At 55.2% G+C, this 23,841-nt stretch carries 21 protein-coding genes and 1 pseudogene; 5 read left to right on the forward strand and 17 right to left on the reverse strand.

What is annotated here, in order from left to right:
- Positions 1-29: 29 nt before the first annotated feature.
- From GS_RS12955 to GS_RS12990, 8 genes are all read right to left on the reverse strand, one after another.
- Complete coding sequence (locus tag GS_RS12955) at positions 30-1,661, reverse strand: methyl-accepting chemotaxis protein (protein ID WP_010943215.1); 1,632 nt, start codon at positions 1,659-1,661, stop codon at positions 30-32.
- A 19-nt stretch (positions 1,662-1,680) separates the two neighbouring features.
- Positions 1,681-1,947 (reverse strand): Franean1_4349 family RiPP, encoded by a 267-nt coding sequence (locus tag GS_RS12960; RefSeq protein ID WP_010943216.1) that lies wholly within the window; start codon positions 1,945-1,947, stop codon positions 1,681-1,683.
- A 208-nt stretch (positions 1,948-2,155) separates the two neighbouring features.
- Positions 2,156-3,526 (reverse strand): sigma-54-dependent transcriptional regulator, encoded by a 1,371-nt coding sequence (locus GS_RS12965; RefSeq protein WP_010943217.1) that lies wholly within the window; start codon positions 3,524-3,526, stop codon positions 2,156-2,158.
- 227 nt (positions 3,527-3,753) lie between these two features.
- The gene (locus tag GS_RS12970) at positions 3,754-4,917 is read right to left on the reverse strand and encodes a choice-of-anchor F family protein (RefSeq protein ID WP_010943218.1); all 1,164 of its coding nucleotides are present in this window, start codon (positions 4,915-4,917) and stop codon (positions 3,754-3,756) included.
- A 562-nt stretch (positions 4,918-5,479) separates the two neighbouring features.
- The gene (gene ycaC / locus GS_RS12975; RefSeq protein ID WP_010943220.1) at positions 5,480-6,112 is read right to left on the reverse strand and encodes an isochorismate family cysteine hydrolase YcaC; all 633 of its coding nucleotides are present in this window, start codon (positions 6,110-6,112) and stop codon (positions 5,480-5,482) included.
- A 138-nt stretch (positions 6,113-6,250) separates the two neighbouring features.
- Positions 6,251-7,744 carry a patatin-like phospholipase family protein gene (locus tag GS_RS12980; protein WP_010943221.1) on the reverse strand — a complete coding sequence of 498 codons (1,494 nt, stop codon included), beginning with the start codon at positions 7,742-7,744 and terminating at the stop codon, positions 6,251-6,253.
- Positions 7,735-7,971, reverse strand: a complete 237-nt coding sequence (locus GS_RS12985) for a hypothetical protein (RefSeq protein ID WP_010943222.1) — start codon at positions 7,969-7,971, stop codon at positions 7,735-7,737. Before GS_RS12985 ends, GS_RS12980 begins: the two co-directional genes overlap by 10 nt.
- A 193-nt stretch (positions 7,972-8,164) precedes the next feature.
- Positions 8,165-9,913 (reverse strand): hypothetical protein, encoded by a 1,749-nt coding sequence (locus GS_RS12990; RefSeq protein ID WP_010943223.1) that lies wholly within the window; start codon positions 9,911-9,913, stop codon positions 8,165-8,167.
- 419 nt (positions 9,914-10,332) lie between these two features.
- On the opposite strand from GS_RS12990, the gene GS_RS12995 reads away from it, so the two are divergent.
- Both GS_RS12995 and lpdA read left to right on the forward strand, forming a co-directional pair.
- On the forward strand, positions 10,333-10,761 hold the full coding sequence (locus GS_RS12995) for a MarR family winged helix-turn-helix transcriptional regulator (protein ID WP_010943224.1): 429 nt from the start codon (positions 10,333-10,335) through the stop codon (positions 10,759-10,761).
- A gap of 17 nt (positions 10,762-10,778) precedes the next feature.
- Positions 10,779-12,137: a dihydrolipoyl dehydrogenase gene (lpdA, locus tag GS_RS13000; protein ID WP_010943225.1), complete on the forward strand. Its 1,359-nt coding sequence runs from the start codon at positions 10,779-10,781 to the stop codon at positions 12,135-12,137.
- Positions 12,138-12,380: 243 nt separating this feature from the next.
- Here lpdA and GS_RS13005 read toward each other — a convergent pair whose 3' ends face one another.
- The 3 genes from GS_RS13005 to GS_RS13015 form a co-directional block, all read right to left on the reverse strand.
- On the reverse strand, positions 12,381-12,821 hold the full coding sequence (locus GS_RS13005) for a hypothetical protein (RefSeq protein WP_010943226.1): 441 nt from the start codon (positions 12,819-12,821) through the stop codon (positions 12,381-12,383).
- Positions 12,822-13,069: 248 nt separating this feature from the next.
- The gene (locus tag GS_RS13010; protein WP_010943227.1) at positions 13,070-13,789 is read right to left on the reverse strand and encodes a hypothetical protein; all 720 of its coding nucleotides are present in this window, start codon (positions 13,787-13,789) and stop codon (positions 13,070-13,072) included.
- A gap of 125 nt (positions 13,790-13,914) precedes the next feature.
- Complete coding sequence (locus tag GS_RS13015) at positions 13,915-15,021, reverse strand: restriction endonuclease (protein WP_010943228.1); 1,107 nt, start codon at positions 15,019-15,021, stop codon at positions 13,915-13,917.
- 166 nt (positions 15,022-15,187) lie between these two features.
- Between GS_RS13015 and GS_RS13020 the strand changes: the two genes are divergently transcribed.
- Positions 15,188-15,970: a transposase gene (locus GS_RS13020; RefSeq protein WP_010943229.1), complete on the forward strand. Its 783-nt coding sequence runs from the start codon at positions 15,188-15,190 to the stop codon at positions 15,968-15,970.
- A gap of 515 nt (positions 15,971-16,485) precedes the next feature.
- Here GS_RS13020 and GS_RS13025 read toward each other — a convergent pair.
- Positions 16,486-17,796: a hypothetical protein gene (locus GS_RS13025; protein WP_010943230.1), complete on the reverse strand. Its 1,311-nt coding sequence runs from the start codon at positions 17,794-17,796 to the stop codon at positions 16,486-16,488.
- Between the two features lie 34 nt (positions 17,797-17,830).
- Here GS_RS13025 and istA point away from each other — a divergent pair, with 34 nt between their 5' ends.
- Positions 17,831-18,856: an IS21-like element ISGsu6 family transposase gene (gene istA / locus GS_RS13030; protein ID WP_010940724.1), complete on the forward strand. Its 1,026-nt coding sequence runs from the start codon at positions 17,831-17,833 to the stop codon at positions 18,854-18,856.
- Positions 18,853-19,647: an IS21-like element ISGsu6 family helper ATPase IstB gene (istB, locus tag GS_RS13035; RefSeq protein WP_010940725.1), complete on the forward strand. Its 795-nt coding sequence runs from the start codon at positions 18,853-18,855 to the stop codon at positions 19,645-19,647. Before istA ends, istB begins: the two co-directional genes overlap by 4 nt.
- A gap of 70 nt (positions 19,648-19,717) precedes the next feature.
- On the opposite strand, the pseudogene GS_RS17805 reads toward istB, so the two are convergent.
- From GS_RS17805 to GS_RS13060, 5 genes and pseudogenes are all read right to left on the reverse strand, one after another.
- Positions 19,718-19,870, reverse strand: a pseudogene (locus tag GS_RS17805) (toll/interleukin-1 receptor domain-containing protein); the annotation flags it as partial.
- An 86-nt stretch (positions 19,871-19,956) separates the two neighbouring features.
- Positions 19,957-20,646, reverse strand: coding sequence for a hypothetical protein (locus GS_RS13045; protein ID WP_010943232.1), 690 nt, complete (start codon positions 20,644-20,646; stop codon positions 19,957-19,959).
- 77 nt (positions 20,647-20,723) lie between these two features.
- The gene (locus GS_RS13050) at positions 20,724-21,692 is read right to left on the reverse strand and encodes a lysozyme inhibitor LprI family protein (RefSeq protein WP_010943233.1); all 969 of its coding nucleotides are present in this window, start codon (positions 21,690-21,692) and stop codon (positions 20,724-20,726) included.
- A gap of 81 nt (positions 21,693-21,773) precedes the next feature.
- Positions 21,774-22,448 carry a lipoprotein gene (locus GS_RS13055; protein ID WP_010943234.1) on the reverse strand — a complete coding sequence of 225 codons (675 nt, stop codon included), beginning with the start codon at positions 22,446-22,448 and terminating at the stop codon, positions 21,774-21,776.
- A 263-nt stretch (positions 22,449-22,711) separates the two neighbouring features.
- The gene (locus GS_RS13060; protein WP_010941225.1) at positions 22,712-23,797 is read right to left on the reverse strand and encodes an IS5-like element ISGsu2 family transposase; all 1,086 of its coding nucleotides are present in this window, start codon (positions 23,795-23,797) and stop codon (positions 22,712-22,714) included.
- Positions 23,798-23,841: the final 44 nt, after the last annotated feature.

The following is a 23,841-nucleotide window of genomic DNA, read 5'->3' on the forward strand; positions in this document are numbered from 1 at the left end:
CTCCCTCCGTATGCTCGCGACGCGAACGCTCAGGCCAGCCTGAAGCGGCCGATCAGGGCTTGCAGATCCTGGGCCTGACGGGCCAGCTGGGCGGCGGCATCGGCCGTCTCTTCGGCCCCCTGGGCGGTCTGGTGCACCACCTCGGTGATCTGCTGGATATTGCTGGTCACCTCGCCGGTGGTCGCGGTCTGCTCTTCGGCGGCCGTCGCGATCTGTCCCACCTGCATGCTCACCTCGTTCACCTGGTTCAGGATCTGCTGGAGCGCCGTTTCCAGCTGAGCCGCCTCGATGGCGCCCCGCTCCGTCCCGCGCACCCCCTCCTCCATGGAGACGATGGCCGTCTTGGTTTCCTGCTGGATGGCCCGGATCATCTCACCGATCTCCTTGGTGGCCCGGGTGGTCCGCTCGGCCAGGGCCCTCACCTCGTCGGCCACCACCGCGAACCCGCGGCCCTGTTCCCCGGCCCGGGCCGCCTCGATGGCGGCGTTGAGCGCCAGCAGGTTGGTCTGGTCGGCGATGTCCTCGATGGTGCCCACGATGTCGCCGATCTGCTCGGAGCGGTCGCCGAGCGATGCCACGATCTGGGCATTCTGGCGGGTTTTTTCGCCCCGGTCGCGAATTCCATCAACGGTGTGCCTGACCACGTCGAACCCCTGGCGGGTGGTGGCGGCCACCTGCTCGGCACTCCCGGCGGCGGCATGGCAGTTGGTCGCGATGTCCTGGCTGGTGGCCGACATCTCCTCGCTGGCGGTGGCCACGGTGCCGGCCTGGGAAGCCACTTCCTCGGTGCCGGTGGCGATCTGCTCGGACGTAGCGTGGAGCTGGGACGAGGCAGACGCAATACCGGCGGAGATGGTTGCGGTCTGGGTCACCATCTCCCGCAGGCTCCGCACCATGTTCTGCATGGCGGTCAGCAGCCGGCCCGTCTCGTCCGTGGAGGTGGCGGCAACGACAACCGTCAGGTCGCCGTCCGCCAGGCGGTTGGCCACGTCCACCGCCCGGCTCAGCGGAGTGGTGATCATCCGGGAAATGAGCAGGCCGAGTCCGATGGCCAGGATCACGCCCACCGCCGACAGCACCGCCATCACCGTAAAGGAGGTCGAGGCAACGTGCTCGTTGCGCTCGGCGGTCAGCTTTGCCTGCGCCTGCTTGGCGTCGACCAGCTTGCTGAGCAGCTCCTGGTAATGCAGTGCCGCTTTCTTGGCGTCACCGTGGAGCAGCGCCTTTGCCTCGGTGACCTTTTTCGCGCTGTTCAGTTGCATGATGTTGTCGATGTAGCCCCCATAGACCTTGCGGGCTTCCTTATACTCGTTGAACAGCGTGCGGCCCTCGTCGGTCAGGATGGTTTTCTCGAAATTGTCCTGGTGCTCCGTGATGACCTCCCGGAGTTTCCGGATCGTATCGAGGTACAGTGCCTGCTCCGCCGGGTCGGTCGCCTCGACCGCGTCGCGCAGGTTGATCCTGACCCGCTGGAAGGCCACCGACATCTCCGCCAGATCGTGCATGGGCACGGTGATCTTTTCGTACAGCCTCCGGTCGTCGCTCTGGATTCTGCGAATCTCCACGGAGCCGATGAAACCGACCACGGCGGCGATCGCGGCGACGACGCTGAATGCGGCCACGAGCTTGATTCCCACTCTCAGGTTCCTCAACCATTGCATGATGGTATCTCCTCTTTGTTCAGTCGTTGGCGGGCTGTGACAGCCGTGATTCCCGGCCGCACTCCTCCGGCTCGGCGGGGGAAAAGCGCTTGATGCTCCTGTCGAGTTGCCCCGCCAGTTGCTCAAGCAGATCAAAGTAATCCTGGTTCACTGCCCGAAGTTCTTCGCTGCTGAGCCGATACCCCTCTTCCCGGCAGGCATCGGCCAGCGAAACTATCGCCCGCTGCCGGAACCCGTCATCGGTCAACAGGCGACCAAGGAATTTTTCAACAGCTTCTTGCGTCACGGGCATCCTCCTCGTGTTGTCCCTTCACGGGACAGTTGAACAATTGTTACCCTTTATTCAGCAGGCAGGATGCCAATCTCGACAAATATGTAATTTCAATATGTTATGCCGAACAACAACAGAAGGAGCGTCCCCCTGAGGGACAGAGTGGGGCAAAATGGAACAGTGGGGGATGAGGGGGGTGCTGCAGGGGGAGCGCGGCGCGGGGTCAGCCCCGGTAGAATGCCTTGCGGTCGATCCTGAGGAGCTGGGCCGCCCTGGACTTGTTGCCGCCGCAGCGCTCCAGGGTGATGGCCATGATCCGCTCGGTGAGGGCATGGAGCGACAACTGGTCAACGGGCAGCGCCAGGGCGTACTGCACCGTGTCGGGCGCCGGTCCGGCAGATGTTTCCCGGGCAGGGGCTCCGGCCGCGCCGAACCCCAGGTGCTCGGGCCGGATCAGCTCGCCGTCGGTCAGGATCGCGGCGCGCTCCAGGCAGTTGCGCAACTCCCGCACATTGCCCGGCCAGCCGTGGGCCAGCATGGCGTCCATGGCCTTCTGGGAGATGCCGGGCAGCGGCTTGCCCAGGTGCTGCCGCAGCTGGTCGAGGACGTGCTCGCACAGGAGCGGGATGTCGTCGGTGCGCTCCCGCAGAGGCGGAATGACCAAGGGAAACACGTTGATCCGGTGATAGAGGTCTTCGCGGAAGCGGCCGGCCGCCACCATGTCGGCCAGGTTGCGGTTGGTGGCCACGATAACGCGGCAATCCGTCGAGATGGGGGTATTGCTGCCGATCTTTTCGAACACGCGCTCCTGGAGGACTCTCAGCAACTTGGCCTGGAGCGGCAGGGGCATGTCGCCGATCTCGTCCAGCAGAAGCGTGCCGCCGCGGGCCAGACTGAACTTTCCCTCCCGATCCCGGTCGGCCCCGGTGAAGGCCCCCCGCACGTGGCCGAACAGCTCGCTCTCCAGCAAGTGCTCGGGCACGGCCGCGCAGTTGACCGCCACGAATCCGGCGGGCAGCCCTTTGCCGGCAAAGTGGATGGCCCGCGCCAGCACCTCCTTGCCCGAGCCGCTTTCGCCGTAGATGGCCACCGTGGTCTGCCGCGCCGCAGCCACCCTGGCGGCCAGCTCCAGCAGCTTCTTCATGGCCGGATTCACCGTAACGATGCTCTGGAAGGTGAACCGCTCGCGCAACAGCCCCGTGATCTGCTCGTTCTCGCGGACCACGTGGTGATAGTCCAGGGCCCGCTGGAGCGTGATCCTCAGCACCTCGGGGTTGAAGGGCTTTGCCAGGTAGTCGTAGGCGCCCCGCCGCATGGCCTCCACGGCGCTCTCCACGCTCCCCCGGGCCGTGACCACGATGACCGGCACGTTCGGGTAGCGCTCCCTGACCCGATCCAGGAGTTCCAGACCGTTCATCCCCTCCATGATCAGGTCGGAGATGAGCAGGTCCACATGCTCCCGCTCCAACAGCGCCAGCGCCTGTGCGCCGCTGACCGCGGTCAGGGGGGCGAATCCCGCATCGGCCAGCAGGTTCTCCAGCATCAAGAGAGAAAGCTCGTCATCGTCGACGGCAAGAATCTTCGGAGCGGTCATGGGATGGTGAACCTCGTCCCGGCAAAATGGACATACCAGATATTATATCGGACAATTCCCCCCGGGACTTGAGATGATAACGGGGAACATCCCCTCATGACCGTCTACATCCGGATCCCAACTCACGCCCATGTGCCCCCGCTACGTCCGGCTCACAATGCACAAAGCGGGAGGAGCCAATGCCCCTCCCGCTGTTGTGTTACTGTACCCTGCTGTTCAGGCCGTTCTTAGTACTTCGGATAGAAGCGGAGCACGAACTGGTTCGGGGTCGGCCAGGAGGCGTTCAGCTTGTTGACCGTGATGTAGTAGTTGACGCCCAGGTTGGCCAGGTCTTCGATGGGGCCGGTCAGGTACAGCCGGTTGGACTGCCAGGACGCCAGCACGTCGGCCGGAACCGGCTTCTTGATGCCGTCCGAGGGATAGGGAAGGCCGTTGGCGTCCAGGCCGGCCTGGCTGCGGTAGGTCACCCAGGTCCCTTCGCAGTAACCCGTTTCCGCGACCGGATCGGTTACCACGAAGTTGCCGTCGCAGTTGGCCATCAGCAGGTTGTCGGTGTTGATGTTGTCGTCGTTGTCATAGTAGTAGGCCCAGGGCACGCTGGACAGGTTGTTCCAGTCGCCGAACAGCGCATAGTAGTTGGAGGAGATCAAGCCGGTGTCGAGCCCGTCTTCCGTGGCGTTGAGCAGGTAGCTGAAGCGATACTTCGGATCGAAGTAACCGGTGCTCGGATGATTGGCGTCGGCGGGCCCGGCCAGCCCCTGGGCGAACAGGGCCGACAGGACTTCGGCGGACTGAACGGCGGACGAGGTGGTGGTGAAGAATCTCCCTTTCTTGTCGGTGAAGCCGAGGCCGTCACCGGCCTTGGACTTGGTGAACACGCCGTTCACCATGAAGCCCAGCTCGGCCCGGAAGCCTTTCCACTTCTTCACGTCGCCGTCGGTCAGCTTCTGCATGGAGTTGTAGATGCTGGTATAGGTGTCGGTCGCCACCTTGAAATACACGTCGATGGGCTGGCCGTTGGTCCCCTTCACTTTCCAGCGCTTGCTGGACTGGAGCGGGTCCGAGCACATCTTGTCGGAGAAGTCGTAGGGGTTGTAGCCGGTGGTCATGATGCACTTGAGACCGGTCACGTCGTCCTTGTTGACGACCTTCATGCCGGGCGCCTTGACGTCGGTCTCTTTCCAGGTGATCACGCCGTTCGTGGTAGTCTTGGCCGGGCTGGTGAAGAGGGTGCTGGTGTAGGTCACATACTCGGTATAGGGGGCAGGCGCCACCGTCACGTTGCTCATGTCCCACCCGGTGATGGTGCCGGCCCAGGCGGCCGAAGCGGCAACAGACAACGATACTCCCAGCAGTGCGGACAGCTTCTTTGCAGTTTTGCTTCTCGACATGATGTTCTCCTTTTCTTCGTGTGGTTGAGGTTGCTTCGTGCACTTCCTTGCGCGGGGGAAGCGAATATCGCGCCCCCCTGCTGCTTCCAATGAAAAACCCTTTCCAGCACCCTCCTTTCCGGTGTGCGACCGAATTCTCCAGTTCTGACAGGCGCCGGGCCGGGGCGCGACTCACGCTGCCCGGCGGCTGTAATCAGTGATCATGCTTGCACTGTTCAGCAATGGGCATACCAATCCGGCAACTATCTTCAACATATTGATATGTATTGATTTTTTGAAAATTAACGGAAAATCCGGGCCTGAACCCGGGCAACCATGGTTGCCTCGATCTCAGGTTGTCCTGCCGATGGAGCCGTAACGGGGACAGTGGTGGAGGATGCTGCGCCGGCCAGGCATCATGCGGGCGCAATTCATATAACATCTTGTAGTTACTGGAAAAACACTAGGGGTGTGCCACATGTGCCATCCGACACGCACGCGACACGAAAAGGAACGCAACGGATACCCGCAACCAGGGTTGCAGGGTGCAACCAGGGTTGCGGGGGTTTGTGCGGAGGGTTCGCTACTTCGTGCCCATCAGCGCAAAATAGCTGGTCATCAGGTTCCGGTAGTTCGGAATGTGGTTGGAAAACAGCCTGCCCAGGCCTTCGATGTCGTTGCGCCAATCACGGTGCAGTTCGCAGGCCATGCCGAACCAGTTCATCAGCTGCACGCCCGCGGCCTGCATCCGCAGCCATGCCGTGTGGCGGGTCACCTCGTTGAAGGTGCCCGAGGCGTCGGTAATCACGAAGACCTCGTACCCTTCCTCAACGGCGGACAGGGCGGGGAATGCCACGCAGACCTCGGTGACCACGCCGGCGATGATCAGTTGCCGGCGCCCGGTCTTTTTCACGGCGGCCACGAACTCCTCGTTGTCCCAGGCATTGATGTTGCCGGGGCGGGCGATGTAGGGCGCGTCCGGGAACATCTCCTTCAGCTCGGGCACGAGCGGCCCGTTGGGGCCGTTTTCGAAGCTGGTGGTGAGGATGGTCGGCAGGTTGAAGTATTTGCCGCAGGCAGCGATGGCCAGCACGTTATTCTTGAACTCGCCGGGCGAAAAATCCTGGACCAGCGAGATGAGCCCCGCCTGGTGGTCCACCAGCAACAGCGCGGCATCGTCTTTGGAAAGACGGGTGTACTTGTATGGTGCGTTCATGATGGTCTCCTTTCCCGTGGTGAGTCAGGAGCGGTGAAGCGGATGGCGCTAACCGCCCCCACCTGCTTCAAGTATATCACCGGGCCGATGCGACGCTCCCGGCCCAAATCATACGGCAGGGGCCGGATCGCCTCCTTGTCAGCTCCCCCCGTCGGATGCCGGTCCGCAGACCTCGTCCACCAGCGCCGGGTCGATGGCCACGGGGCGCGGCTGCCAGGTGGAATCGAGCCGTTGCATGCCGCCGACGAATTCAGCCGAGCCCATCAGCAGGTACCCGGCCGCGGCGCGGAGCAGGTCCACGGTCTTGGCCGGCAGTGCGAACGACGTGGGCAGCGCCTGCAGGCAGAGGCGCAGGCGCGGGTCAGGGATATCGTCGAAGGTCAGCTCGGCAAAGGTGAACTCGGTCACGATCGGGTTCGGGATCGGCGGGGCCGACGGGCACTCCTGCCCCAGCCGCCGGTTGCAGGAATCCACCGTCCGGGCCAGCTGGCGCATCTGCTGGAAATGGCCGTCTATCATCTCCACGCTGTCAAAGGAGACGTCGTCCATGGGGCCGTTCAGGGCCACGTCGAGGACGGCGTCGATCCCCGGCGGCGCGCTCCTGGCGTCCCAGCTCCGCTGCTTGGTCGTCTTGGCATTGGCCGCAATCACCATCAGCCGCCCCAGCCGGTTCAGGTTGGCGTAGCGGAGGATGCTCCACGCGCTGTCGGTGGTGGTCACCGCCTGGAACGGCCCCCTGAGCCCCAGGTTGTCCGACAGGCCGCCGTCCAGGAGGTGGGCGTAGAGCCGGTCGGGCTCGCGGTACGACCTGCCGGCCTCGGCGTCGGCCACGCGGCGCTTCGGGTTGCTCTCCCGGTCCAGGCCCAGCCCGATCCATTCGGGAAGTGGGCCGCACGGCTCCTTGTGGATGGTCAGGGTGAGCGGGGCAAAGGCCACCGGGAAATTGGACGAGGCGGCCACGGCCCGGGCGACCGAGACCCCGGCCAGGTCCGAGCAGAGCAGGTCGAACTGGTCCTGGGTGAACTCGAACCGGTGGGCGATGCTGATGTCCGTGGCGTTCAGCACCAGGAAGGGCGCCCTCTTCCCGGGCGCGGCGACCAGGTCGGCAAAGGTCTTGCCCCCGAAGACCGTGTCGTTGTAGTACTCCTCCGCCATGTCGATCCGGCTGAAATCCGGCGAGGCCAGGCGCCACCAGTTGTAGGGGTTGAACAGGCGCCGCACGAGCCCGCCTTGGATGTCGCGGTAGAGGAACGTACCCGGAAAATCGTCGAAGAACCGGTCCGGGTAGAGCGCGTAGTAGGCCGAGGTGAAGCTCCCGCCGGAAACCGACGAGATGATCTCCACGTCGTCCAGGAGCCGGTGCCTGGCCCCGTCCCGACCGGCGTACTCGACCCTGTTCAGCTCCTCCATGAGGCCGAAGGAAAAGGCTGCCGCACGGGTACCGCCGCCCGAGAACGCCAGCAGAACAAAGGGCTTGTCCGCCGTGGGCCGGGGCCTGACCACGCTGTAGCGGTAGCCCGCTTCCGTTGAAACGGCCGCCAGCCGGGGATTCTCCGGGTAGTGGGCGCAGCCCCCCGCCACGAGCGCCGCGCCGGCCAGGAACAGCCTCAGCCCTCTGCCCGTCACACGCATTGGAACGCCACCTCCTGGGGCGCCACCGGGTCGGTGTCTTTGATTACCACGGTCCTCTTGAGCGGGACGCAGGTCTTGCCCGCAGGGCAGCGGAGCGCCACGGTATGGCGGCCCGGGTTGCACTGCTTGGCCTGCAGCACCCCCGCGTCATCCTTGTTGGGGCCCTGGTCAACGCCGTCGAGGATCACGGTGCCGGTTTCGGGGCAGGGGCAGACGAAGAACTCCATGGGCATCTCCTTTTGTGTTGCGGGAAACGGGCGGTAGAGGCGGTCGCTGCCGAACGGCGGGGTGTGCCCCGGCCGTTCCGGCGAGCCCTTGTCTTCGTTTGGTATCGGGAGGATGGGGAAGATACCGGCCCGATGCAGCCGGGATCATCACGGCGAACTCGCTGTTCTCCCCTCTGCACCCAACTCATGGCGCCTACTTGATTGCAAGTCTCTCCACGGTCAGTGAGCCGCTCCGGATGGAAAGGCTCCCCTGCAGGGTTGTCCAGGCGTCCAGGGGCAGATACCAGGCGTCGCGGCCGCCGAGGAGCGTAACGGCCTTGCTGTTGCCCAAGGTGAAGTCCTCCGCAAAGGTCACGGCCCGGCCGTATATGGTGTCTACCGGTCCGGACGTGGCGTAGGCCTCGGTGAGCGAGTCGCATCGGTAACCGCTGGAATTCACTTTTGCCATGGGAGAATAGGAAAACGTGACGGTGAGGTTCCGGTCGCTGCTCATTACCACCTGGCAGCTCTGGTTTGTGCCGCAGCCGGCCGCAGTCCATGTCGCCCATGTGGAGTCGGAGTCGGGGGTCTGGTAGAGGTTGACGGTGGTCCCTGAGGAGAAATCCGCCTGACAGGTACCACTCATTCCGGAAGGACTCGATCCGTGGCCGGCGCAGGCTATGCCATTGTCGCCGTGGACGGAGCCGCCGCCCTTGTCCGGCGTGTCGCTCACCACCGTCATGCTGAGATGGTAGACAGACGGCGTGGCAATCCCCATGCTGCTCACATAGTAGGTTACCCCGTCGACTGAGGTGGAATTATTGTAATAGGCCGCGCTTCGTTCCGGATCGATATCGAGTCCGGTGGCGGAATCCATGGCCGAAAACTGGGTCAGGTAACCGTTGTTGTCGAACCAGAGCTTGGGAAAGTAAAGGCTCGCCGGCTGCTGGGTGGCCGTAAAGGTGTAGGGACTCGTGGCAGTCCGGGTCATGGGGACATCAAAAACATTTATGGCCGTAGCCTGCAACGCCCCTGCCGGTACCCACCACCAGAGATACTGCCCATAGGGTGCCCACTGGTCAGGCGGGTAAGCGGCTGCCTGTGACATGGCTATGTGCCGCAGAATGGGGACGCTGCCGAAAAAACAGAAGTTCTCATAGGGCGGCAGAGCAGACCCCTTGTTCCCGCTGTAAGACATGGAGACCCACATCTGCACGGTCGAACCGTATCGCGACTCCACCGAGGACTGGAAGAAGAGATATCCGCTCCTGGTATCGGGCCAGGGCATCATCTGCTGCTCCAGGACCGACGACTTGAACCCGGTATGGGGCCCGTTGTCCTCGGCAAAGGCCAGCTGCGTGGCAAAATCGTAGTTGATCTCGCTCAGGAGGAAGAACACCGTCACCAGCCCGTTGGACGTTTCGTAGAGCAGCATCAGGCCGGTATCGGCGTCAAAGTAGGCAATGCCGGTACTGTACTGATTGATGTAATAGACGATCTTCACCACGTCCCGTTGGGCTTTGAGATCGAACAATGTCTTTATCGGGAGAAGGAGGTACGGAAAAGAGAATTGAGCCTTAAGGGTAGCGTAGGTATGGGATTCCCGCAGCACGGTGGCGATCACCTGGCCTTTCCAGGTATCGCCGCTCTGCAGGGTCTGGAGCCTCTGCGGGTGGATCCAGCACGGCCCCATGTCTAGGGCGGAATAGGTGCCGATATCTACCGGATTGGTGGTCCCCCAATGATTCAGCCCCGAATGCTTGGTCACCTGCACATCAGTGCCGTTGACGTTGCTGAGCAGATACGCCTCTTCGGCATCCGACGCCGTTGTGCTGCCAACAGCCCCGAAATACCAGACACGCACCCCTTTCTGCATCCATCCGACATCAATGGCCCACACGCCGGCCCCATCCACACCCAACAACAGGACCAGCACCAGACAGGAAATCGCTATCTTTTTCATATCTCATACCTCCTTCTGCGGGAGGGATGGAGAGAGGAAGGTAACGGAGGGGGAGGGGAAGGTATTCAGAGGGACGGGAATTTACATTTACTATGCATGAACTTTACCACCAGAAACCAGTTCGTCAATGGAATTACAGGGATTATTGGTGATTGTGATGGGGGATTGGGGTGCTGCGGCGAGGATGAGATTCTGAGCTATTTGCGGGTTCTCCCCTGTCGCCGGGTTGGGTGCGCTCCGGAACATTCGCGCCACATAAAAAAGAGCGCCCCTCAGCCTTGTGCGAGCCATGAGTCGGGGGAATCCCCTCGCCACACCGTGCCAGCAACCAATTCGTCTCATATCCGTTTGACAATGGATAGCCAACTATGTTTAAGTATAGCCGGCTATACAAAGAGGACATCACCAGGAGGCCCGGAATGAATGATGACCTGTGCTACAAGCTGAACTACCTGGCCCGGCTGATTCTGTCCAAGGTGAATGAAAAAATAAAACCGCACGGAGTAACGCAGGGGCAACTTCCGGTTCTTTGCTGCCTGCATGACGCGGAAGGACAGACTCAAGCCGAACTGTGCAAGAATATTCAGGTTGAGCAACCAACCATGGCCAATACGTTGCGACGCATGGAGCGGGACGGTCTGATCTTCCGGACCGCCAGCGACAAGGACAAACGGCAGTCACGGGTGTATATAACCGAGCGGACCCGCCCGACAGTCGAAGCCTTACAGGAGAAACGGGACGAGGTTGTCGCCGCGATGGTGCGGCACATGTCGCCAGAGGACCTGGCAACGTTCACCCGACTGCTCGATGTCGCTACAAAGGCCTTGGAGAACCCGGAAACAGAGTAATCAACAGGAGAATCTCAATGCAAACGTTTGATGTTGTTGTTATCGGCGGCGGTCCCGGAGGCATGACCGCAGGGATGATGCTGAAGCAGGCTGGCAAATCGGTCGCGATCATCCAGGAAAATCACGACAGTTTCGGCGGGGTCTGTCTCAACCGTGGCTGCATGCCGACCAAATCCATGCTAAAAGCGGCCAAGGTCTATCGCGATGCCCAAAACAGCGAGAAATACGGCCTGGACCTATCCGTGAACCCTGTCGATTTAACACGCCTGCGCGCCGTTGCCGACGCAGATCTGAACATGCTGCGTCATATGGTCCAGGGAAAACTGACCGATGCGCGCATTGCCGTCTTCCGCGGCAAAGGCTCTTTCCTGTCCGAACATGAGCTACAGATCTGCCAAGCAGATGGCAGTTCCGAACAAATCCGCGGCGAAAAAATTATCATTGCGACCGGTTCGGTCCCCGCCGAACTTCCCTGTGCCCCCTTTGATGGGCACTCCATCCTCTCCAGTGACCAGATTCTGAAAAACACGGATCTCCCGCACAAGCTGCTGATTATCGGCGGCGGGGCGATAGGCTGCGAGTTTGCAACCCTGTACAACACCTTCGGCAGCAGAGTTACCTTGGTTGAAGCCATGGATAGCCTGCTGCCACGGGAAGACAAGGAAGCCGGGAAAACGCTGCAGTCCACCTTTGAACAGCAGGGCATCACGGTGAAAACAGGCGCGGCCATCAAAAGCATTTCGGTCGAGGCTGGAACGGTCCATGTCCATTATGACGGCTCCTGCGCAACCGAAGAATTCGACAAGGTACTGGTCGGCATCGGCCGCACAGCGAACATTGCCGGGCTGAACCTTGACGCTGCCGGAGTAGCGACCGAACAGGGCGCTGTCAAGGTTAACGAGATGATGCAGACCACCGTTCCCCACATCTACGCGCTGGGCGACGTGATCGGTGGCATGACCCTGGCCCATGCGGCAGAAAAAGAAGGGTACCTGCTTGCCCAGAATCTTATTCAGGGCACTCGCCACCCCCTCGACCATCGTGCTGTCCCGCGAGTTGTGTTCTGTCACCCCGAAGTGGCGGCAGTAGGAACACATGAAGCCAGGGCCGGCATTAAGGCCTTCACCATGCCACAGGCCCCCAATGGCCGCGCCGTGGTGGACAAAGTCGCGCCGGCCTTCGTGAAGCTGTTTATCGAGGAGGATACCTCTCAAATCGCCGGGGCAATCATCATCGGAGAAGGGGCAACAGAAATGATCCACGAGATGGCAGTGGCGGTCGAAAACCGTCTGACCCTGGAGCAGATAGGGAAAACGGTCCATGCCCATCCGACTCATTCCAAAAATGTTCTGCTAGCCGTCCAGCACTTCAATTAATTCAACGATTGAACTCGTTATAATTGTTACCAAATAACCCGCCTCACATCAGTTATGATCTCAAGCGGCTCTCCGGCTTCAGCATGGAGAGCCGCTACGGGAATGTCCCTGCCCCCTCATAAGCATCCCCAGCCCCCTGAAGGAGGAGCGGGAGCCTTACACTGCCGGTTTTACCGGCAAAAGTGAGGCTCTAAACGCTGAGAATGTGTTCTTTTGGGCCAAATCTACTGCAGCTTCAGGTTGTTAGCTTGGTCCGACCCCACACCCCGCCTTTGCATAGGCTTTCTGGTAACCGCTTCCAATTACCTGACCTTTGTGGTGGTATATGGCCCCCCTTGTGATGTAACCCCGGCACATGATTCCTCGCACCAACAGCTCAATAACAGCTCCCCAGCAATGGCTTATTAAGTTGATGACACCTGCTGGGGACACCTCCGAGGACACAATCACACAATCAGAAATCTGCGTCAGTTCAAAATTAAGGTTCTTTTGAATGAATCTGCTCTCTGGGCAGGTCCGGGCTCCATAACGGTCAAAGATTTCCTTGTCCTCTTGCTTCCCGAGTTTCGATAGACATTCCATTAACTCAGGTAATGCCATTCCAAGACCGGATTCGGATGCTTCAACCATGCTCTTGAATCCCAGTACATCTACAAATGCTATAAATTTGTCCTCATATTTCATGATCACTCTCTTTATTATTTTCTACTGCACAACGTGTATGAGGCGCACCCGCCGCGTTAGCGGTCGGCGTGCCGCCGAGAGTTATGTGCTAACGCATTGGGGGATATATGCGGCTTGTCAGCTTCAAGTATTTCGCTTTTTTGTTCGGTGGCGCAGTAAAGCCGCTTTCATTTTATGCAAAAGGTGGAGGATTATGGTTACTCCGTTTTGGTAGTTTTTATACTAAAGCGGCCCCTTCTGACTTTGGTTCATGTGTGGATAAAAGTCTTAGCCAAAGGGGAAGGCGGTTGTAATTGCAGTTGGTTTTCTAAAGTTGCTGGAATATTTTCGTCTGCCATTTCTTTTAGGGCGTCTAGGTATGCTTGTTTGGCTGTTTGTGCGGTTATGATTTGAAATCCATAGTTGTCTGACGCTATTTGCATTGCTTTTACTGCCTCATCTATATGTCGGCCTTTAGCAACCAAGTGGTAGAAAGTTGCATATGCAACAGCAGTTTCAGGCCATTCCGGTTCAGCTGGGTGTCCAATTACAGCAAAGAAAGGCGCTTCAGTGTCATCAATATTCATAGCCATTCGGCAAGCAGCGACACCGCTACAACACGACATGCAAATTAACAGATTGCCTTTAAGCGCCTCACTAAGCGGGGTCAAAATTTCTTTCAACTCCGCCCATGTAATTTGCTCTCCGTTTGAAAGCTGTATTCCTTCGGGGAAACCATGAGCACTTATGTGTAAAACTGGTGCTCGGTCATCATAGCTTTTGATTACCTGTGGCAGGTCGTGAGTTAGTGCGAAAACAAATGCATCTTTTGATATGGCACACCGTACAGAACATGGAATGCCGTTAAGATTTACGGCTTGTTGGATTAATGATCCCTCTGACCTCCCGAAATAAATATCTCTGTCAGATGGTGATTCAATAATATTAACGTAGAACTTTATCGCCTCGTTATTATTTTCCTGGGTCATATTTGATCCTTTCTCGATTCACATAACGGCCGGGGGCGCACCGGCGTAGCGTAGCGGAGTCCGAGTGCCGCCGCCCATGTTGGAAGTGCTCTTTACTTTTTCGCCAATTCTCACTGTGCCTCATTTTATAGGGGATGGTAAGTGAACCTTACATTTGGAAAATTTTCGATGTTCTTCATGATTTCATTGTATATGGTGTCAAACTCCCAAAAATTATTGTCTGGGCCTTCCGCGAGCTTTTGAACTTCCTGTGCCGCGTCTTCGGGGGATATTGTTTTAAAATATTCCGAGACCCTAATAGGTATTGGCCATAAAAGACCTTGGTTCATTACTATTTTGGGGAGCTTTATGCGAGGGAATTCAATCTTGGCTATTGCACACTGTTCATTTAAGAATTTCAGTAGTGTGCTTTCATCGTGGAAAACAAATGGAGTTGGTTTGGACGTTGAAAAATCTGCCTTTACTTTATAGAGTTCTGTTTTCTGTTCATGAGCATTGTACAAATGGTAGCGCTTTGCTTGCCCCTTAAATTGGAAAACTAGCGCCCCAACTTGATAGTCTACTCTGATGAAATTAATGCAGTTCTTTTTGCCATCCTGCAGATAGCAGATCTCATCGCTGATATTAACCCTGTATGAGTATTTGCCTAGATTAGCTGAAGGAGTTCCTCTAATCCAGGACTCCCAGATGAAATCAGGTAGTAGGCCAACGAACGTCCCTTTTTTGTCAAAGAACTTGAAATGCTCAAATGAACTCATATCAAAAATTTCATCAGTTTTTACTTCTATCTCGGTAATCGCGCAGAATATGAATACATGTGACTGTAGTGCATTCAGAACTTCAGTCTTGATATTTATTTCTTCATTATGCTTGAGCACCAGCGTTTTCATTCCAACTTCATGTGCACGTTCAACCGCTTGAGTAGTATACCCACGAGTTGTAACAAAAATACTTGTTTGTGTCGCTAGGCCTACATCCTGCAGTTTACCTATAAAAGCATCTATATGATGAGAGTCGACCTTTCTTTTGTAATCTTTGCATTCGATAGCAAAATGAACTTTTTGTCCTACTAATTCTCCTGTGATTAAGACATCTATTTCGCGCAATCCACCGGCTCCGCCCTTTCTACGCAGGGATCGTAGCCGCACATTTTTCTGCACAGTCACATTCGGTTCATCAAAGGCCGCAGCGACAACTCTCTCTACCAACTTCCATTTCTTGTCATCAGCCATTTCAGGATTTTTCCTTTAGCCTTCCAACGTCTCAAGGCGCCAGCGGCGGAGCGTCAGCGGAGACCGCTGTCGCCGCAGGATACTATGTAAGGCCCCCCTTGGGCATACGGATTTTTGCCGTATGCTGGACTTTGCGAGAACCCATTCTCCAAAGGAGGCCTTACCCATGAGATTTTACACAAAAACTCACAAACACTACTGCGGAATCGATCTTCATGCGAAGAAAATGTTCCTCTGTATCCTGGATGCACAGGGCGAGGTGCTCCTGCACCGCAACATCTCAAGTTCGCCGGAGGCCTTTCTCAAAGCAGTCGCGCCTTTCCGTGATGGCTTGGTGGTCGGCGTGGAATGCATGTTTGCCTGGTACTGGCTTGCCGATCTCTGCCGTAAGGAAGGAATCGAATTTGTCTTGGGTCATGCCCTTTACATGAAAGCCGTCCACGGCGGGAAAGCGAAAAACGACAAGATCGATTCCCACAAGATCGCGGTGCTGTTACGCGGCGGCTCGTTCCCTGTTGCTTACGTCTACCCTCCGGAGATGCGCGCTACCCGCGATCTGCTGCGCCGTCGGACCCATATCCACGGTGTCGGGCAAATCCTGGCCCTGGTGATGCTCTACGAGATCCACGACATCAATCGTTTTGAGTCGGTTCAGGATTTCGCCTCTTACTGCCGCTTAGTCAAATGCAGTCACGAATCAGCCGGGAAGAAGAAAGGCAGCGGCGGCGCCAAGATCGGCAATGCGCATCTGAAGTGGGCCTTTTCCGAAGCAGCCATGCTGTTCATCCGTTACAACCCGCCGGCCAAGAAGCTGGTGGAGAATCTGGCCAAGGTACATGGCAAGGGAAAGGCTATCGGAATCATAGCGCACAAGCTGGCGCGGGCGATCTATTACATGCTGAAAAATAACGTGCCGTTCAACTTGGAGAAGTTCATGGCAACAGCATAGAGCTGGAGGGGATGGAAGCAGCTACAACGTTCACCTGGAGCCACATGGGGCGAGCATGATCACGACCGTGAAAGATGAGTAACAGTGCGTCTTTGAACGCGAACCGGTCGATTGGCCGATGCCCGGATACCTGTCGCTTGGATTAGAGCTCCGTCCCGCTCCTTACATACATGAGTCGATTTCTTGCTGTTTCGGTGTGTTCTGCCCCTCGCCTGAGCCCGGCACTAACTGCGATTCTCCGTCAGGATTAATCCCGACGCTTTGAATGGGACGGCATGAGGGTACGGTACAGTTTCCAGGTCGCGAAGGTGATGCCTTCGCAGCCGCTGCCAATTGTAGTATCCGCAGCGGTGTGAACCTCGATAGGTGTTTGGTGCAGGACCTTTCCTTCTGGCAAAGGTTCCTGACTCTGATGATTCCGAAATGAAGTCAGAACAGAGAAACTGCTGATCCGATTCATTTAAAAAGCGATTCAAAATCGTCAGGGCTCTTTTTTGCCCTTGACGGACGGGGGCCTAATAAGGGTTGGACTTCTTCTTTCTGCGAGTTCTGCTCGAAAACCACTCTTGAATAGCACCACAACCAAGAAATGCTTTTTTAATTTCATCAACAGACTCGGGAAGGTCCAGAATATTAATTGTGTAAGAAAAACGCGATTCAATGTCTTTGTTGATCTTGGGTGTTATTCTAAAGGCTTTAAAGGTCTCTGCTCTTGAAAGGGCTTCTTGGAGGGAACTGGTTTCATTATTAGAAGGAAGATCAGAATCATTACTATATTCAGTCCAGAGCCAAACGGCCCATTTCTTTAGCCCATCAATGAGATAATTTCGAGTTTTTTCAGGAAGCCATGCACTGGCGTCAGATAACAGCCATATGAGATAATCAATCGTATCATATACTTTGACAGGGGGGCCCATCAGGTCTCCCTGAACAAAATTACATGCAATAGTTGCTGATTCGTAATTTCCAAAGTTTGGTTCATGAAGTGCAAGCAGTTCATCACAAGTTGGCACATCTCCATCTGTAGTCAGTGCCGTTCCAGAACGCGATTTTCTCTCTTTTTCAGCCCGTTGTTTCTTTTGTGAATTTTCTAGCCACTTGTCATATATTTTTTCAAAGTCGCCACCGAAACCAGGAATTGTAAGTTGTGGGGCATAAGTCGCCAAATAATGAGGGTATTCAAGGCACGCTTGACGTAAGCCAGGTGTGTTATTTATGAATTCATGAATAGTCTCAGGTTTCGTAATTTGAGATATAGAGCAATTATTAGCTATTTTCTGCCAATTCAACTGCAGAGCCGCCCACGCAATGCGTTCGCCTTTTTCTGCGGTAGTGTCGCCAACTGGAGGAAGAGGAAATCCCCAATGCCCCCACCCCATGGCGTCTTGAAATGTTCCTTCTAGTGAATTTGAACCACAATATTCAATAGCCTGGTGCCACCAATCCGAAGTAACAACGGGTGGGTTAAAACCCAATTCAACTAGCCTGTTTCTCGCTACTACGAGAGATGAGCCTTGAGGATTAATAACCTTCAGCAGCTCATTGACCACATATTCAAGCCCTTTTTCTGCCTGAATAGCGAATCTATCCGCCAAAGGTGAAGAAAAATCCAGCACCTCTTCATAAGATAATCCCAGCCAAACGGGTAAGATTACAGAATTCAAAGAATTATTCTGGCGTTGGACAAGCCCATCAAGCTCCCACTCAGGCCATTGCTTTCCAATAAAAGCTTTACTCAGAACAACTATGCCAAATCTGGACTTGGAAAGCCCATTGTTAGCGGCAATGTAAAAATGACCCACTTCGGAAATCGAAAATTGACCCATTCTTCCTCTATCCTAGCCGACCTGGAGGGTCGGCATGATCGGAAAGGAAGAGTGTATGGAAGTCAGAATTCTCAAGAAGCAGGGCAAGAGCATCCGGGAGATCTCGCGTATCACCGGACTTTGCCGCAACACGGTCAGGAAATTCCTCAGGTCGACCGCTGATCCCAGGTACAAAGAACGAGCGAAGCGACCGGGGAAGCTTGACCCATTTAAAGCGTTTCTCGAAGAACGGGTGAAGGCGGCTCTGCCGCATCGGATTCCCGCGCCGGTGCTTGCTCGGGAGATCAAAAGCTTTGGCTACGATGGCGGCGAACGCACTGTCAGAACGTTTTTGGCGACCCTTTATTCCCGCATCACGCCGGAACCCGTTGTCCGGTTCGAAACGGAGCCAGGCAAGCAGATGCAAGCCGACTGGTGCGAACTGCGCAAGGGCAAGCACCCGCTGTACGCATTCGTTGGAACGCTTGGTTTCAGTAGAGATTCGTTCGTTGTCTTCACCACCAGCCAAGCGTTCGACGTCCTTCGGGAATGCCACGAGATGGCATTCTCCTTCTTCGGCGGGGTCCCGCGCGAAGTGCTCTATGACAACATGAAGACCGTCGTGCTGGAGCGAAACGCCTTCGGCGAGGGCAACCACCGTTTCCACACCGGCCTGTGGGACACGGCAAAGCATTTCGGGTACATCCCCCGGTTGTGCAAGCCGTACCGGGCCAAGACCAAGGGAAAGGTTGAGCGGTTCAACCGCTACCTGCGGTACAGCTTCTACTACCCGTTGGTTTCGCGCCTGAAGCAGGCAGGACTAACTCTCGATGTCGCAACCGCGAACATCGAGGTCAGAAAGTGGCTCAACGAAGTAGCCAACTGCCGCATCCATGGGGAGACCGGCGAACGCCCCTGCGATCGGCTCGAGATCGAGCGGTCAGCGATGCTGCCGCTGCCGCCAAGGCTTGCAGTCGAGCCGGACAAGCCGCAAGTCATTGCTGCCATGCCGTGGCCGGTTATTCCCCTTCAGCGCCCCGCCTCCTTCTACGATCAGATCCTTCAGGAGGGGCGGCTATGAGCGACATCCAGCACCAGCGTATGGTCACGCTCTGCGATGATCTGAAGTTTCTGTCGGTGGCCGATGTCTACACCGACCTTGCAGATGCCGCGGCAAAGCAGGAATCCTCCTACATCGACTACCTTGAACAGGTACTCAAGGCCGAGAACGACGTCCGACAGGGACGCTCGCGCCACACAATGGCAAAGCTCGCCGGTTTTCCCGCGATCAAGACTCTCGAGGATTATGACTTTGAGTTCGCCACCGGCGCCCCGAAACAGCGAATTCTGGACCTGTCGGCGATGGCATTCCTCGAGCGCCGGGAGAATGTAATCCTGCTGGGTCCCAGCGGCACCGGAAAGACTCACCTCGCCATCGCGCTCGGCTACCGCGCTACTCAGTGCGGCGTGAAGGTACGCTTCATCTCCGCCGCCGACCTGATGCTGCAACTTGAAAGCGCCCAGCGGCAGGGGCGGTACAAGGAAGTAATGCGGCGCAGTGTCCTGGGGCCGAGACTGCTCATCATCGATGAGATCGGCTACCTCCCGTTCAGCGAAACGCAGGCGAATCTGTTCTTTCAGGTGATCGCCAAAAGGTACGAAACAGGTTCCGTCATCCTCACTTCGAACCTGAGCTTCGGGGAATGGGAACAAGCCTTCGGCGGCAATACGGCACTCACATCAGCTATGCTCGACCGACTGCTGCACCACGCCCATGTCATTCAGATCAGAGGTGACAGCTACCGGCTGAAAGAGAAGCGACGCGCAGGTATTCTCGGCCAGCAACTGCCGACACCTCAGATCGATGACTAATCCAGGAAGGTGGGTCATTTTTCAATTTCCGATCAACCGGTAAAGTGGGTCAATTTTCGATTGCCGTTGACAGCCCATGGTCAATTGATCTACGGAGGCTGCTTCCTACCTTTAAAGTAAATTCGTCATACCAGACGGCTACATTATTGTCTCGTAGAGCCTCAGCTAGACCACGAACAAAATCTTGCTTGTCTTCAGATGCATGACTAATAAATGCGTCGTATAGCATATTTTTTTGTGTCCAAAGGTGTGATTGGGAATTTACTCCAATCTCCTTATTTTAAAGAACTTCTCCACATTCACTTGATATTAAGCGATTTCTTCTCCTGGCAATACTGTAGCTTTCACTTTAGAAGAATTTAGGTTTTGGCGTTTAGCTGAGTAAATTGCCTCTACCACAGCTGCGCCTTGTGATGTGTCCCGATAATAGTGTGCCAATGGCATTTCGAATATCGTAGCAAGTTGGTCGAACACTTGGTTGAGCCGTTGCTTTTTCATTGCTGACGAATCCCATGCGTGCATCATGTAGTAGAACGCCGACCAAAAGGATATGGACTGATCGAAATACACTTTTTTCATAGGAGCTGTCACAGAATACATGCCGCCATTTTTGTCAAAGATTGCTTTTGCAAAATTCATGTTTCCCAAATTACAGCCAGAGACAAACAATCGCCTGTTATGCAGCTTCTTCTCGAATATAGCCGCAAAGTCGGCGTATGTAGATTCTCCGAAAGTATATTGAACTATCTCTTCACTTCCATGACATGAGAGGTGCAGATATCGGTAGCCAGATTCTCTAAATATTTTTGCAAATTCAATCAATTCTCTTTGAGTGCGGAAGTAGTAATAAAGCGGGTTTTTACCTTGAAGCTTCAGGACATCATACAAGACCTTCCCATCAAGTCTTGTTGCCAATTCATCTTCGTGATTCAGGGACTCAATAATAAATGTTTCTGGCTTGGTAACATTTGCCGGGGGTATTTTCTTTTCGTGGGCCATTTGCTTTCTTCTCCTTTTCTTCTTGTTCAACGTCATAAGCCTGACCGGCAGTCTTTTTGGGCCGGTCGTGGCGCTGGTTAAGGACTCTCTCCGCCATATTCTTCAAGCTGAGCAAGATACTCTTTGGCTTCTTTTATCCTCTTATTGGTTATCTCCGTAGCTGTCGTTGAATAAATATAGCTCCAGAGTGTTCCTCCACGGTATACGTCTGCATTGAACTCCGCTTCCTTGTCCCTGTACTTTTCCCATGACTTGTGGATGCTTATGAATTCTTTGTACCGTTTCTTAGATAAGAATGTAGAAACCTTTGAATGAATTCCGTCCAGTTCTTTTCGTGCTTCTCCATAATGCTCTGCTGCTGAATGATTCATCTGCTGTTGCCCCATAATCGGGCCAGGATATAAAAGTTGGTGGTGGTATTCATCCGCAGCTTTCATAAAGAATAGAGAGCTAAAGAAACAGCTATCTATTTCGTTACAATCAGGCTTTTCTCGACTAGCCATTTCATGGCAGTAAATGTGTCTTAGCTCGAATGTTCTTGTAACATCCGAATATATCTTGTCTTTATTATAGATTATTGGATCTTTTGGTTTTCCATGAGTTTCTACAAGGTTACGATCATAAACAGTAGCCAACTTATCGAGGTATTGAGTACTTAGAAGGGTAGACATCACAGTGTCAATTTGGTTTAAGCTGCTTATACGAATAATATGAGATACGAACTCTCCTAACGAAATTTTCTGACCGTGGAAAGCTTTGATGAGTTCAAAATCAAGTTTTCCCTTTTCGACCAGTTTCGATGCAGCCATCACATAGTCTTCACCAGCATCAATTATTTCCTTAATGATGAGCCTGAAATAGCTTTCGACACAGCCGACCAAAGCTATTGGGAAATATTTTAGTAATTCGATGTTGTCTTTGTCGAACTCCTCGTAAACTCTCTCAAGCGCAATGATCCGAGACCAGAGTTCACCTTGAGCACGACCTGAACGGTTGCGCTCTCGGACTTCAATAATTTCTCGCACTAAATCTCTTTTGTTAATCATGTTGTTCCTTAACGGCTCAGGCCTTGACCCGCACCGGGGCGCATTTCAGCCCCGGTCGGCGTCCAAGGCACTGGTTGAGACTTATTGTGAGCAGTATTTTCCTCGTCCGCCCCATATCAGGTAAAAGGCTGAACCTCTCTCAAATTTGAACTCTGGGGTGGGAACTTCCTTTCCTTCAGCCCTCAGCCCGCTTATCGTCATATGGAGATCCCAGTCCGGGGAGTCCCGCATATCATATTCAAGAACAAAGCAGTAGCGGCTTCCTTTATTGAGGACTATCTCCTTGGTTTCGCTTGTTATCTCTTTGCCATTGTAGAATGTGAATGCTCTGGCGTGAGAATTGATATAACTGGTTGGAAACACTTCTATTCCTTTAGAGTTCCTGATTTTGACTAACATAGGATTGAACGTGATATTTTCACGCAGTGGCCGCAGATATATTTCTAGTAAAGCGGTAGGGGGGGCTTTGTCAGGGGCTGTCATGAATGTTGGAATAACAGGAAGAACTGGTCCCATCGCCATCGGATAATAAACTCCAGTGCCGTTAGATCTTACACTGACTTCTACTTCAGGCTTATTGACGGTGAGTGAGTTTGTTCCTCCAAAACGAATAAACAAAGCCCCCCCTCGGTCTGCGGACCCTTCTGCAGACTCAGCCGTGGATGGCTTGTAATAGGGGTTACTTGTGAGGGCAGCGCATCCTTGAAACAGCAATACAATAGTGAGAAGTGCAATGTAAGAAGATTTTTTGCTCATTTTAGGTCTCTCACGTCTTCGAGTGTCGATTCACTTAAATCTTTTGTTTATAGAGTCGGCATCAGGCCACATGTATCCGCCATTCAGAAGGCAGAGCACATACCTCTCCGTTAGCAGGCTGTTGAAAATCGGCCCCATTTGACTTGCTGAACTTTGCAGTTCGTTTTTTTTTGAATCAGTTTTGTTGCTCAGAACCTTTGTTTCTCGTTCTTTTTGCTCTTTATCAACCTCATATACTGCTGATGTAGCCTGGTTTTCCCCTCTCAGGTGACACCGAGACCCAGGTTTTTCATCCGAACCAGGTTGTAGGCCGCAGCGTGCAGATCAAGTTGCATGGCGATCTTCTCGATTCCCCGGTACATCGTCTTGCGTAAGCTGCCCACGGTCTTCATCCAGCCAAAGCCTTCTTCGATTCGTTTCCTGATCTTCTGGCTGATGGTGTAGTTCGGATGCTTGGTGGTTCTGCCGTCGATGGCCGATTTCCTGTTGGAGGTGTTCTGGGCCACGTGTGGCGTTATCTTTAGCCTACGCAGCTCTTTGACGAATGATTCTGTGTCGTAGCCTTTGTCGCAGCCAAGAGTGATCCGTCGGGTCGTCCTTGGCAATTGCTGCACCATGGCCTTTGCTGCGTCGCGCTCACCGCAACCGGTTGCCGTTGTCACCTTGGTCCTGATGATGAGGCCACTACGATTCTCCATCAGGGTATGTCCCTGGTAGCAGAGCTTGGCTTCCTTGTTCTTCCCCTTGCGGTAGAGCCGGGCATCAGGGTCAGTGGTGGAACCATGGGTTTCGTTGGTAAGTTTCTGTCCCTTGAAATCCACGGTATCGTTTCTGCCGCCACCACCGGCTGAAGGAGGTCCATCCTTGGGCTTGAAGCTCTTGATGGAAGCCCAGGCTTCGATGAGAGTTCCGTCAACGGTGAAGTGTTCGCGGGACAACAGTCGCTTACGCTCTGCCTGGGCCAGAACCCGGGAAAGAAACTCGGCGGCAACTTCGGAGCCAATCAATCGGTCACTGTTCTTGGTAAAGCTGGAATGATCCCAGACTTTCTCGTCCAAGCCCATGCCGAGGAACCAGCGGAACAGGAAGTTGTAATGGATCTGCTCTACCAACTGCCGGTTGCTGCGGATGGAGTAGAGGATCATCAGCAGTTGGGCTTTCAAGAGCTTCTCCGGTGGGATTGAGGAGCGGCCGGTTGTGGCGTACATGCTGTCAAAGAGCTTGTCCATCCCTGCCAGGGCTTCGTCGGCCATTTTACGGATGGCCCGCAAGGGGTGGTCCTTCGGGACAAAGGATTCAGGTGTCACATAGGTAAAGAGAGCTTCTGTGTTGCTGTCAAAGCCGCGCATAACTTTCCTCAATAATTGTAGAGCGTTATGCGCGACAATGTACC

This window comes from Geobacter sulfurreducens PCA, from assembly GCF_000007985.2.
Taxonomy (GTDB): Bacteria; Desulfobacterota; Desulfuromonadia; order Geobacterales; family Geobacteraceae; genus Geobacter; species Geobacter sulfurreducens.